At 46.3% G+C, this 11,957-nt stretch carries 12 protein-coding genes; 10 read left to right on the top strand and 2 right to left on the bottom strand.

The window, feature by feature from the left end:
- The 8 genes from BZG13_RS14535 to BZG13_RS14500 all read left to right on the top strand — a co-directional run.
- Positions 1 to 433 (top strand): alpha-1,2-fucosyltransferase (locus BZG13_RS14535; protein WP_198935533.1); only part of this gene is annotated, 433 nt, incomplete at its 5' end.
- A 1-nt stretch (position 434) separates the two neighbouring features.
- Positions 435 to 1,154: a glycosyltransferase gene (locus tag BZG13_RS14530; RefSeq protein ID WP_131825405.1), complete on the top strand. Its 720-nt coding sequence runs from the start codon at positions 435 to 437 to the stop codon at positions 1,152 to 1,154.
- Positions 1,151 to 2,164 (top strand): glycosyltransferase, encoded by a 1,014-nt coding sequence (locus BZG13_RS14525; protein WP_077487129.1) that lies wholly within the window; start codon positions 1,151 to 1,153, stop codon positions 2,162 to 2,164. Before BZG13_RS14530 ends, BZG13_RS14525 begins: the two co-directional genes overlap by 4 nt.
- A 48-nt stretch (positions 2,165 to 2,212) precedes the next feature.
- The gene (gene gmd, locus BZG13_RS14520; protein ID WP_077487128.1) at positions 2,213 to 3,319 is read left to right on the top strand and encodes a GDP-mannose 4,6-dehydratase; all 1,107 of its coding nucleotides are present in this window, start codon (positions 2,213 to 2,215) and stop codon (positions 3,317 to 3,319) included.
- A 15-nt stretch (positions 3,320 to 3,334) separates the two neighbouring features.
- Complete coding sequence (gene fcl, locus BZG13_RS14515) at positions 3,335 to 4,297, top strand: GDP-L-fucose synthase (RefSeq protein WP_077487127.1); 963 nt, start codon at positions 3,335 to 3,337, stop codon at positions 4,295 to 4,297.
- 11 nt (positions 4,298 to 4,308) lie between these two features.
- Entirely contained in the window at positions 4,309 to 4,776 is a 468-nt protein-coding gene (locus tag BZG13_RS14510) for a GDP-mannose mannosyl hydrolase (protein ID WP_077487126.1), read from the top strand.
- Positions 4,777 to 4,791: 15 nt separating this feature from the next.
- Complete coding sequence (locus tag BZG13_RS14505; RefSeq protein ID WP_077487125.1) at positions 4,792 to 6,198, top strand: mannose-1-phosphate guanylyltransferase/mannose-6-phosphate isomerase; 1,407 nt, start codon at positions 4,792 to 4,794, stop codon at positions 6,196 to 6,198.
- 2 nt (positions 6,199 to 6,200) lie between these two features.
- Positions 6,201 to 7,628, top strand: a complete 1,428-nt coding sequence (locus tag BZG13_RS14500; protein WP_077487124.1) for a phosphomannomutase — start codon at positions 6,201 to 6,203, stop codon at positions 7,626 to 7,628.
- A 225-nt stretch (positions 7,629 to 7,853) separates the two neighbouring features.
- Here the strand turns inward: BZG13_RS14500 and manA are convergent, their stop codons facing one another.
- Positions 7,854 to 9,062, bottom strand: a complete 1,209-nt coding sequence (gene manA, locus BZG13_RS14495; protein ID WP_077487123.1) for a mannose-6-phosphate isomerase, class I — start codon at positions 9,060 to 9,062, stop codon at positions 7,854 to 7,856.
- A gap of 100 nt (positions 9,063 to 9,162) precedes the next feature.
- Positions 9,163 to 11,073 (bottom strand): PTS fructose transporter subunit IIABC, encoded by a 1,911-nt coding sequence (locus tag BZG13_RS14490; RefSeq protein WP_077487122.1) that lies wholly within the window; start codon positions 11,071 to 11,073, stop codon positions 9,163 to 9,165.
- A gap of 249 nt (positions 11,074 to 11,322) precedes the next feature.
- Between BZG13_RS14490 and BZG13_RS14485 the strand changes: the two genes are divergently transcribed.
- Both BZG13_RS14485 and tnpA read left to right on the top strand, forming a co-directional pair.
- Positions 11,323 to 11,763, top strand: a complete 441-nt coding sequence (locus BZG13_RS14485; protein ID WP_077487121.1) for a hypothetical protein — start codon at positions 11,323 to 11,325, stop codon at positions 11,761 to 11,763.
- A gap of 69 nt (positions 11,764 to 11,832) precedes the next feature.
- Positions 11,833 to 11,957: IS66 family insertion sequence element accessory protein TnpA (gene tnpA / locus BZG13_RS15700; RefSeq protein WP_443216360.1), on the top strand; the 125-nt coding region annotated here is incomplete at its 3' end.

The following is an 11,957-nucleotide window of genomic DNA, read 5'->3' as shown; positions in this document are numbered from 1 at the left end:
CTATTATAGAAGCCTTTATAAAGACAAGCTGGCAATTCATATTAGGAGAGGAGACTTCCTATCGTCCTCCTCTAAACATCATAATGTATTTTCAGATAAAGAAATTGTTTCTTTGGCGAAAACGTATAAAGATAGAGAGATTGTGATTTTTTCTGATGACATTGATTGGTGTATAAAGACTTTTCATGGGATGAGTTGGGTGAGTTTTCATAAAGGAAGCTCTGCATTAGATGATTTTTTAGCATTATCTCAGTTTTCATCGTATGTCTTATTAGGAAGCAGTTTTTCATGGTGGTCCGCCTTTCTATTCTCCGATTCAAATACTGAGATGATCGTTTCACCATCTAAAGAAGTGAAATATAATTCTATGACAGAGCTAAATAAATTAAGTAGCAATGTAAGGTACAAATTCTTCAGGCGAGTTGGAGGTTGACTTGTATTCTTTTTTAATGTGTGTTAATGAAGATAATCCATTTTTGGAAGAGGCTATAACAAGTGTTCTTCAGCAAGACTATCAAGAATTTGAGTTTATTATCGTGGCAAATAATTGCACAGATCAGCTTTATAAGAAGCTGTGTGAGTTTGAAGACTCTAGGATAAGATTATTTAGAACAAGTATTGGCCAGCTCTCATTTAACCTTAATTTCGGTATTGATAAGGCTTGTGGCAGATATATTATCAGAATGGATTCAGATGACGTTTGCCTTCCCAATAGGCTCTCTATTTGTAAAGAATATGCTTCTAGTGAGTACGATCTAATAGCTTTTTCCGCGGAACTTATCGACGAAAATAATCGATGTGTTGGTATAAGAGATTTGGGGAGAGAGTCTGTTAACAGAATAATTTATAAGAACCCAATTATTCATCCCGCGGTAATGTTAAAGAAGGAGTCCTTAGTAAGGATACGTGGATATTTAGGCGGGTATCAGTCTGAGGATTACGACTTGTGGTTGAGAATGATAGGTAAGGGATACAAAATTCACTTTTCTAAAGAGGTTGTACTGAAGTATCGTATACGTAACGGGCAGTCAAAAGGTAGTTTGTTGCCTTATTGCGAGGTTGCTGGGTATTTTCTTCGAGAACTACTCCTCTATAAGAAACTTTCATTGTTAGCTGGACTCTTTATTGCAATTATTAAAAGGTTTTCTCGATGAAAATTGCTTATATTATAACTAAGGGAGAAGTTGGGGGAGCTCAAACATGGACTCGAGATCAAGTAAGGCTATTCGCTCAGTCACAGGACCAAATGATAATTACTAATAAGAAAGGTTGGTTGAGTGAGGAGTGTTCTTCCCTAGCGGAATCATTTTTTCTGCCGAATATAGAACGATTTTCGTTATTTACATTCATGTCATTGGTACGGCTCATTTATGCTCAGTCCGTTGACACAATGGTTGCTAGCTCGGCCCACGCAGGAGTGTATGCGAGGCTATGCAAGGTTGTTTACCCACGTATTCGTATTATTTATGTCTCTCATGGGTGGTCGTGTATTTACAAAGGGGGAAGGTTTGCAAGGCTTTTAATGATGACTGAGCGAATCTTGTCTTTCTTAACCGATATTGTATTATGTGTCTCAGAGCAAGATAAAAAAATTGCTTTATATAGGTTGAAGATCCTACCCAGAAAGGTAAGGTGCCTGAGGAATAGTGTGTTCCCAAGAAAGAAGAAAAAAGAGCTTGAGTTTAGAAAAGTGTTTAAAGTCCTCTTTGTCGGTCGACTAGAAAAACCCAAAAGACCAGACTTGCTAATTGATGCGATAGTAGGAGATTGTAACTTTGAGCTGCATGTCGTCGGTGATGGTTCACTGAAAGGCACACTACCAGTTAGTGAAAATATTTTTTACCATGGAACAATTAGTAATTTTGACGAATTTCATAAGTATGATGTTTTTGCTTTGGTATCTGATAGTGAGGGTCTACCAATGTCAGCTTTAGAAGCTGCATCTACGGGGCTTCCGTTGTTGCTTAGTAATGTTGGGGGGTGCTCAGAGCTGATTAGCTCCAATGGTGTCCTAGTAAACAATAATGCTGAAGATATCCGACGTGCGCTCAGTTATGTAAGAGATAATTATTCGGAATATAGTGAAGGTGCGATGAAAAAAGCGGAAAGCTTTGATTTGACAAGGTACTTTGATGATTTTTTGAGTATATACTCATCGAATTGAAATCATGTGGGGAAGCTCCGGAATTTTTTAGGTAGTAAGGAAGGATTTGTGAAAGTTGTATTGATTACCGGTATCACAGGCCAAGACGGTTCTTATTTAGCTGAACTTTTGGTGGAAAAAGGGTATGAGGTTCATGGTCTAGTCCGTCGCGCTTCATCGTTCAATACAGAGCGTATCGATTCTGCGATTGCTGAGTCTAATCACATCCATTTGCACTACGGCGATCTAACGGATTCATCAAATTTGATTCGCTTAGTGAAAGAAATTCAGCCTGACGAGATCTATAACTTGGGTGCTATGTCCCACGTTGCGGTGTCGTTTGAGTCGCCTGAATATGCTGCGGATGTCGATGCTATGGGTACCATTCGTTTGTTGGAAGCTATCCGTATTAACGGCTTAGAGAATAAAACCCGCTTCTATCAGGCATCTACCTCTGAGTTGTATGGTGAAGTACAAGAAATTCCTCAACGAGAAACGACGCCATTTCACCCACGCTCGCCTTACGCAGTCGCGAAGATGTACGCATATTGGATCACGGTCAACTATCGCGAGTCCTACGGTATCTATGCTTGCAACGGTATTTTATTCAATCATGAATCACCTCGCCGAGGAGAAACGTTCGTCACCCGAAAGATTACCCGCACCTTGGCTAATATCTCTCAAGGGTTAGAGTCGTGCTTACATCTTGGCAATATGGATGCATTGCGCGACTGGGGACATGCAAAAGACTATGTGCGCATGCAGTGGATGATGCTACAGCAAGACGTTGCCGATGATTTTGTGATCGCTACAGGCAAGCAAATTTCGGTACGAGAATTTGTTCGTATGTCTGCTAAAGAGGCGGGGATCGAACTTGCATTCTCTGGTGAAGGTGTGGATGAAATTGCGACTGTTGTTGCGGTAGACGAGCACAAAGCTCCATCGGTTAAGGTAGGCGATGTGATTGTCCGTGTTAGTCCGAAATTCTTCCGTCCTGCAGAAGTCGAAACACTGTTGGGTGACCCAAGTAAAGCCAAAGCTAAGTTGGGTTGGGTACCTGAAATTACCGTTGAGGAGATGTGTGCGGAGATGGTTGCGGCTGATATTGCAAAAGCGGAACAGCATGCGTTGCTCAAATCACACGGCTTTGATGTCGCCATTTCTAAAGAAAACTAAGAAAGAGAGATTGTTGTGAAGACACGTATTTTTGTTGCAGGCCACAACGGCATGGTAGGGTCTGCAATTGTTCGTCAGCTGATGCAGCGCGATAACGTTGAAGTGGTTACACGCTCGCGTCAGGAGCTCGATCTCCTTGACCAAGCCGCCGTTAATGCTTTTTTCGCAACTGCGAATATCGACCAAGTCTACCTCGCTGCTGCAAAAGTAGGTGGCATCCATGCGAATAACACTTATCCTGCTGACTTTATTTATGAAAACCTAATGATGGAGTGCAATATTATTCATGCTGCACACCAACATAACGTTCAGCATTTGTTGTTTTTAGGGTCATCCTGTATTTATCCCAAGTTAGCAACTCAGCCCATGAAAGAAAATGCCTTGCTAACTGACACGCTTGAGGCGACGAATGAGCCTTACGCGATAGCGAAAATTGCGGGTATTAAATTTTGTGAGTCTTATAACCGCCAGTATGGTCGCGACTATCGCAGTGTGATGCCGACCAATTTATATGGGGAAAATGATAACTTTCATCCTGAAAACTCTCACGTAATTCCCGCACTAATGCGACGTTTTCACGAGGCAAAACTCAAAGATGATGCTGAAGTTGTTGTGTGGGGAACGGGTAATCCCATGCGAGAATTTTTGCATGTGGACGATATGGCTGCTGCCTCTGTACACGTAATGGAGCTTGACGCTAAAACGTATCAAGCCAACACAGAGCCTATGCTATCGCATATTAATGTTGGTACTGGCGTTGATTGCACCATTCGTGAAATGGCTGAGACTATGGCTAAGGTAGTCGGCTATGAAGGGAAGTTAGTGTTTGACAGCTCTAAGCCTGATGGTACACCCCGTAAGCTGATGGATGTGTCACGATTATCTGCACTAGGCTGGGAGTATCAGATCAGCTTGGAAGAAGGTTTAACGAAAACCTACCAGTGGTTTTTGGCTAATCAAGATACCTTCCGTCAGTAACGAGTGGAGGGATGATGCAACGATTAGAGACAGAACTGTTTAAAACTGTCGTGGCGGCGACGCCGCTAATATCCATGGATCTGATTGTTCGTAATACGAATGGTCAAATCCTATTGGGCTTGAGAAACAATCGCCCTGCACAAGGGTATTGGTTTGTACCTGGTGGTCGGATAGCTAAAGACGAAACATTCACACAAGCCTTTTCGCGGCTAACGGCGATAGAGCTAGGACATGAGCGCTCGATAGAAGAAGCTACGTTTCTTGGTCCGTATCAGCATTTTTATGTGGACAACTTCTCTGGTAATGCTTTCTCGACGCATTATGTGGTGCTTGGTTATCAACTAACGCTAGATCTTGATTTATCCGCATTGCCTAATGAACAGCATCAAGGGTATCAGTGGTGGAGTGAAGCCGATTTACTTCAATCCGATCACGTGCATGTGAACACCAAAGCGTACTTTTCTCATCAATATAAATAGAATTAGGTAAACGCCATGTTATTACCTGTCATTATGGCTGGTGGCTCTGGTAGCCGTCTGTGGCCGCTCTCACGCAGTTTATACCCCAAACAGTTTATTCGCTTGACCAGTGAAAAAAGTATGCTGCAAGAAACCGTTGCTCGTTTAAACGGCGTTGAACACCAAGCGCCACTGTTTATCTGCAATGAGGATCATCGATTTATTGTTGCAGAGCAGCTGCGCGAAACACAACAAGCACACAGTGGCATATTACTCGAGCCGGTTGGACGTAACACTGCGCCGGCGATCGCTTTAGCGGCACTGCATGCACAACAGCAAGGTGATGACCCGCTTTTGCTGGTGCTTGCCGCTGATCATGTTATTAATGACTCAGCCCAGTTTCAGCAAGCCATTACAGATGCGCAGCACGTTGCACAAGCGGGCAAGTTGGTCACCTTTGGTATTGTCCCTCACGCTCCTGAAACCGGATATGGATACATAAAAAAAGGTGAGACTTATTCGGAAGTGGGTTTCCATGTTAGCAAGTTTGTAGAAAAACCCGCGCTAGCAACCGCCGAGCACTATGTTCAAAGTGGCGACTATTGCTGGAATAGTGGCATGTTTATGTTCAAAGCCTCGCGTTTTCTTGAGGAGCTACAGGCGCATCGCCCCGATATCTTAGCTGCGTGTCAACAGGCGATGGCACAAGCTAAACCCGATCTTGATTTTGTGCGTGTAGACGAAGCGGCGTTTGAGCAATGCCCGGCCGAGTCAATCGATTATGCGGTGATGGAAAACACCCAAGATGCTGTGATGGTGCCTATGGATGCCGGATGGAGTGATGTAGGTTCATTCAGTGTATTATGGGAAATATCACAACGTGATAATGCGGGTAATGCCGTGGTTGGCGATGTGCTCATAGAGGCCGCTGAAAATAATTATATTTATTCTCAGGATAAATTGGTTTCAGCGGTGGGGGTTGAAGATCTTGTCATTGTAGAAACTAAAGACGCGGTACTCGTGGCTAACCGTCATAAAGTCCRAGATGTTAAAAGTATTGTTAGCCAACTGAAGCAACGAGATCGCACTGAGTATCAGCAACATCGAGAAGTCTATCGCCCTTGGGGCTCACATGACGAGATTGCGGCTGGTGATCGATACCATGTGAAGCATTTGAAGATTAAACCCGGTGAACGTACCGCACTGCAACAACATCATCATCGTGCAGAGCATTGGGTAGTGGTGCAAGGTACCGCCAAAGTCACAAATGGTGATAAAAGCTATCTCGTTGCTGAAAATGCTTCAACCTTTATTCCGCTGGGTGCGCCTCACCGGATTGAGAACCCAGGTAAAATCGATCTGCATCTGATTGAAGTTCGCTCGGGGAGTTATCTCAATGAAGATGATGTGGTGCGTTTAGAGGAATATGGGGTTGGATATTAAATATGTTGTCAGTAAGCGAAGAAGTCATAAAGTACTCTAACATTCAATTCGGTACCAGTGGTGCGCGCGGGTTAGCTGCTGACTTTACCAATAATGTGTGTGCTGCGTTTACCGTAGCGTTTGTGGCAAGTTTGGAAAATAAAACACCGATAAAGCAAGTGGCACTGGCGATTGATAATCGTCCCAGTAGTCCAGATATGGCCCGAGCTTGTGCTGCTGTCTTGCTGCAACAGGGTATTGAACCTATTTATTACGGAGTGGTACCGACGCCCGCGCTTGCGTATGTTGCGATGCAGCAGGGGGTTCCCGCCATTATGATCACGGGGAGCCATATTCCGTTTGACCGCAATGGCCTTAAGTTTTATCGCCCTGACGGTGAAATAACAAAGGCGGATGAGCAAGCGATTTTGGGTGCGCAAGTGGCTTTTTCTCCTGTGAAAGAACTACCTACTTTGCAGGTGAATGAAACAGCGGCCAAGCAGTATATTGAACGCTACACCCGTTTATTTTCAGATTCCGTCTTGCAGGGTAAACGCATCGGTATTTATGAGCACTCAAGCGCTGGGCGTGATTTATATCATGTTATTTTTGAGGCTTGTGGAGCTGAAGTCGTTTCCTTAGGTCGTAGTGATGAGTTTGTCCCCATTGATACTGAAGCCGTCGATGATGAAGATAAAGCGAGAGCGGTTGAATGGTCAAAAACACATCAGTTAGATTTTATTTTCTCAACCGATGGTGATGGTGACAGACCACTGCTTGCCGATGAGCAGGGTACATGGCTACGTGGCGATACCTTATGTGCATTGTGTGCGCAAGACTTATGTATTGAAGCCATTGCGATGCCTGTTAGCTGCAATACTATGATTGACGGGCTAACGGGCTTTAAACAAGTCAAGCGTACGAAAATTGGCTCCCCTTACGTTATTGAGGTATTGAGCGAGCTTAGTCAGCATGCGACTTCAGTGGCGGGCTTTGAAGCGAATGGTGGTTTTCTGCTCGGCAGTGATGTTCAACTCAATGGGCAAGCCCTCAAGGCACTACCAACACGCGATGCGGTTTTACCGGCGATTGTAGTTATGGCAAGTACGGTTGGTCAGTTGGCGAATCGTGTTGCGGCATTGCCTACCCGGTACACAGCCAGTGATAGATTAAAAGAAGTGGATAAGTCTACTAGCCAAGCGTTGATTGAAGAGGGGGTTCAATCGCCGCAATCACTTTTGGCTAAGTTTGATATGGCAAGCTGGACTGTCTCCGATGTGGATACAACCGATGGATTGCGTCTTACGCTGAGTAGCGGTGATATTGTTCACCTACGACCATCAGGTAACGCACCTGAATTACGGTGTTATGCTGAAAGTGATGAGGCAGAACAAGCCGAGGCGCTGGTTGGTAATGCGCTGGCGGCAATTAAGCGGATTTATTCAATCTAAATCAGCGCTATTATTTGAATACGGCATACAGAAAGAGACCAGATAGAGCAGAACATGTTCGCATCGGCGCTTTTGCTCTTTCTGTACTCTGTATTCCGTCATCGGTATTCGTGAATGGGAATACGTAGCGCTGCGCTTACAGAATACGGAGAAGATCGGGGCCAAGCACGATACGCTTTTTCCGTATTCCGTATTCCGTATTCCGTATTCTAGGCCCCTCCTCATTTATCCTATCTGATTAAACACCCTTACAGCGCCGCCCTGGCAGTGTAATTGATACTCGCTCGTACACGCCGGTATAAAAATAGACTCGCCTTTTTCAATGGTCAGCTTGTGGTCGCCATGAGAAACAGTCAGTGGGGCATCAATGGCGAAGATGATTTCACCGCTGTGCATATGGCATGTGAGATCGTCAACCTGAAGGTAATGCGTAAAAGAAAAATCAGGCACCGCGACCGGGTAATGCGTTCCTTGGTCAGTGCGTGTCGGTTCGAGTGTTATGTTAGCCGTTGCTATAGGAGCAAAGCTTGTGCAGGCAATCAGCTCATCAACATCGATATGCTTGGGGGTGAGTCCGGCTCGCAATACGTTGTCGGAGTTGGCCATGACTTCGAGTCCGACGCCGTTGATGTAAGCGTGAGGGGTGCGGGCGTGCAAAAACATCGCTTCCCCCGGCGCGAGTGTCACGACATTTAGCAATAACGGCGCAAACAGGCCGACATCTCCTGGATACTGTGTCGCCAAATCAATAATGGTATCGAAGGGGGCTTCCGTCGCGTTTTGATTGGCCACTGCCATTAAAGCGTCGACTGCTGCCGCTTTATCGGTTGCCTCAAGCGCTAATAGCTGAGCGAAGGCGCTTTGTAGCGTGTCTTCAGCCGGGGAGTCGGTAAAGGCTTGAAAAATTGGGGTGAGTGAATCGTGATTGATTTTTGCAATGTTCGCAATAATGTCTGAATAGGGACGAAACCCGTTCATCGCCTTAAACGGGGTCAGCGCATAAATCAGTTCAGGTTTGTGATTGGGATCTTTGTAGTTACGATGTGCGGCGGATAGGGAAATGCCTTGTTGGTTTTCTTTTTGATAGCCGTGTTCGGCTTCTTGTTTGCTTGGGTGTACCTGGATGGATAACGCTGTGTCTGCGGCGAGCACTTTGAATAGAAAAGGCAGTTCACCAAAGCGTTGATAAATCTCAGCGGATAAGGCGGATTGCGGATCAGATTCAATCAGTGTGTTGAGTGGCAGCCAGTCTGTACCAACTTGTATCTCGGAGCTGGCTTTAGGGTGCGCGCCCATCCAGATTTCAGCTTGCGGCTGTTGGTCGGGGTTCGCAATATTAAACAGTGCTGGCAGAGCCGTGCAGCTCCCCCATTGATAGGTTTGAATGGGATTGCGCATTAAAAAAAATGGCTGTGAGTGAAATGGGCTATTCATACAAGCTGTACTCTTAAACGAGAGAATATAGTCTTAAACGAGAAAATCGGCCCCGATTGGCGAGGCCGAAAGTGATAATAATGGTGTGGTTATAGCATAATTAAGCGGCTGATTGCAGCCACTGGGCTTTGCGTGCCTTCTTCAAGCTAACGCAAACCAATGCAGTCACCACCGCGCCGGCAACCATACAAACAAGGGCAATAACAGGCTTGTTCATCGCGCCCAGTAATGCCACCACGGGGCCACCATGCGCCACGCTGTTAGTCACACCGAATCCAAAGGCCATCACCGCCGCCACCATCGAACCAATCATATTGGCGGGGATCACCGCAATAGGATCTTGGGCGGCAAAGGGAATCGCCCCTTCTGAAATTCCGACCAGGCCCATAGCCCCCGCCGCTTTACCGGCTTCGTGTTCAGTGGCTTCAAAGATATTAAGCTTACGGCCTAGCACGGTTGCTAAACTCATTCCTAGGGGAGCGACTGGGATAGCACAGGCCATCGCGCCCATAAATTGGGTTTGTCCGCTGGCAATCATCCCCACTGAGAATAAGAAAGCCACTTTATTGAATGGACCCCCCATATCAAAGCCTGCCATGCCGCCCAGTACAATCCCTAATAAAATGTAGTTACCGGTGCTCATGGCGGTGAGCATGGCGGTAAGTGAATCCATCAGGCTGGCAATGGGCGCCCCAATCACAAAAATAAATAGCGCGGCGATAAACAGGGTACCGGTAATCGGCGCAATCATAATGGGAACGAGTGGTTGGAGGAATTTATGGTAATTAATTCCGCTGACCCATTTGACGAAATACCCCACAAGCAAACCCGCAATGATGGCACCGATAAAGCCGGTGCCCGCTTCAGCACCGTAAAAGCTGCCGGTATTCGCTATCCAGCCACCAATTAACCCTGGCGCAAGTGCCGGGCGATCGGCAATCGCATAGGCGATATAGCCGGCAAGCACTGGGATCATTAATTGGAAGGCAATCACACCGACATCGAGCACTTGTTGCCATGCACTGCCTTCTGGAATGGCCATGCCCGCTTCCGTTGGCTCACCGCCAATGGCGAGAGACAGCGCAATCAATAGCCCGCCAGTGACCACAAAGGGGATCATGTGCGAGACACCATTCATCAGATAGCGATATAAGTTACTTCGCCAGTTTGTGGTGCCAGTGGACGGTGCGTTGGCGTTTGTGCTTTGCTTGGACGTACCCGCGGCTTGATAAGGGCTGGCATTAAGTGCGTTTTCGATTAAGCCTTTACCGTCGCGAATTGCTTCTTTAACGCCGACTTCGACCACAGCTTTGCCGTTAAAGCGGGTCATATCGGTTTGTTTATCACAGGCAACGACAATCGCATCGGCGCGTAATATGTCGTCTTGTGTGGGTGAGTTTTTAACCCCAATCGAGCCGTTGGTTTCTACTTTTATCTCATAGCCCAGCTCGTCAGCGGCTTTTTCAAGCGCTTCGGCCGCTAAATAGGTATGTGCCACCCCCGCCGGACAACCGGTTACACCAATAATAAGGCCTTTTTTCGGTCCGGTATTATTGCTTTCTTTGCTGGGCTGAGTCAGCAGGGTCATGACCTCACTGGGCGTGTTGGCTGCAAGCAGCGCTTGCGTGAATCCTGGCTCAATAAGTTTGGAAGAAAGGGAAGCCAGCACTTCAATATGATGGTCGCCACCGTTAGTGGGAGAGGCAATCATAAAAAAGATATGAGACCGCTCGCCATCTTCTGCACCGTAATCGATGCCGTCTCGGCTAATACCGATGACCACACCGGGTTTGGTAACGGCGTCACTTTTTGCATGAGGAAGTGCGATGCCCGCTTCAAAGCCTGTATTACCTAGGGCTTCGCGCGCATTCACATCCGCAATAAATGCGGCTTTATCACTAACACGGTCATTATCGACCAATGCTTGGCTCAGTTCATTAAATACAGCTTGCTTGCTGGTGGCGTCGAGGTTGAGACGTATCAAGCGCTCGTTGATCAGTTCAGATATCATGATGGGCTCCTGCCGATTCGTGTGAACATGGTGATCAGTTTGCGCCCGTATGCGGCTGGAAAATAGTGCAGAGAAATAGCATTTACTGGATGATTGTGCCCAACCATTTTTAATGTGATCTCGCTCATTAACGGCAATGGCAGATCGTATGGGTATAATGGCGGTGTTGCTGATGCGTCGTACTGACGCCGTTTGCGGTCATTTGCCGTTTTGGACAGCGAGCCCGAAAACGATCGGATAGGGATGATAATGAAAGCCTCGACACCTACCAGCTTTTCTCATTTGCTTGAACTACTGAAATCACCTGACGAGCAGTTTGGTCGGGTGATCTTTGCCAATGATTGGCAAGTGCCTGAGCCTTTTAGCTATCAAGTTAACTTTCCACGCTTAGAAATTGTGGTGTCTGGTCAATATACCAATATTGTCTCGACGCCTGAGGGCGTAAAAACACACACGTTGGTCGGTGGCGAGGCGCTTTATATCGCGCCAAACTGCTGGAACAAACCCGATTGGCAGCATTCATGCTCGGTGCTGAGTTTGCTGTATGGCCGCCGGCAGTTGGGGTTTAGCCTTGTGAATAAACGCGCTAACGTGGCCGGATTTTACGGTGTGCAGAAGTTCTCCGTGCCGATGCGTGCAGGCTTTGCGGTGGATAACATTCTAGAAGCGCTAAACGCGCTTGCGAAGTAAGCGGTTAATAAACCCCACATACCCATAAGACACGGGCTTTGCCATAGTACCTTTTTAAGCGGAGGTACCATGAAACAAGCACAAAAACGCGCGCACTGGGCGGCGATCATTGAACAACAAAAGCAAAGCACAGTGTCCATTAAGCAGTTTTGCCAAGATAACGCTATTCCCTATCAAACTTTTTATTATTGGTC

This window comes from Salinivibrio sp. ML323, assembly GCF_001995745.1.
In the GTDB taxonomy this organism is placed as follows: domain Bacteria; phylum Pseudomonadota; class Gammaproteobacteria; order Enterobacterales; family Vibrionaceae; genus Salinivibrio; species Salinivibrio kushneri.
This window is presented reverse-complemented; position numbering and strand designations above follow the sequence as displayed.

Bases quoted from the DNA above. Each gene is read 5' to 3' on its own strand.
- manA (WP_077487123.1), bottom strand. From the start codon at position 9,062: ATGAATAGCCCATTTCACTCACAGCCATTTTTTTTAATGCGCAATCCC.
- BZG13_RS14500 (WP_077487124.1), top strand. From the start codon at position 6,201: ATGTTGTCAGTAAGCGAAGAAGTCATAAAGTACTCTAACATTCAATTC.
- BZG13_RS14485 (WP_077487121.1), top strand. From the start codon at position 11,323: ATGAAAGCCTCGACACCTACCAGCTTTTCTCATTTGCTTGAACTACTG.
- BZG13_RS14490 (WP_077487122.1), bottom strand. From the start codon at position 11,073: ATGATATCTGAACTGATCAACGAGCGCTTGATACGTCTCAACCTCGAC.
- BZG13_RS14510 (WP_077487126.1), top strand. From the start codon at position 4,309: ATGATGCAACGATTAGAGACAGAACTGTTTAAAACTGTCGTGGCGGCG.
- BZG13_RS14525 (WP_077487129.1), top strand. From the start codon at position 1,151: ATGAAAATTGCTTATATTATAACTAAGGGAGAAGTTGGGGGAGCTCAA.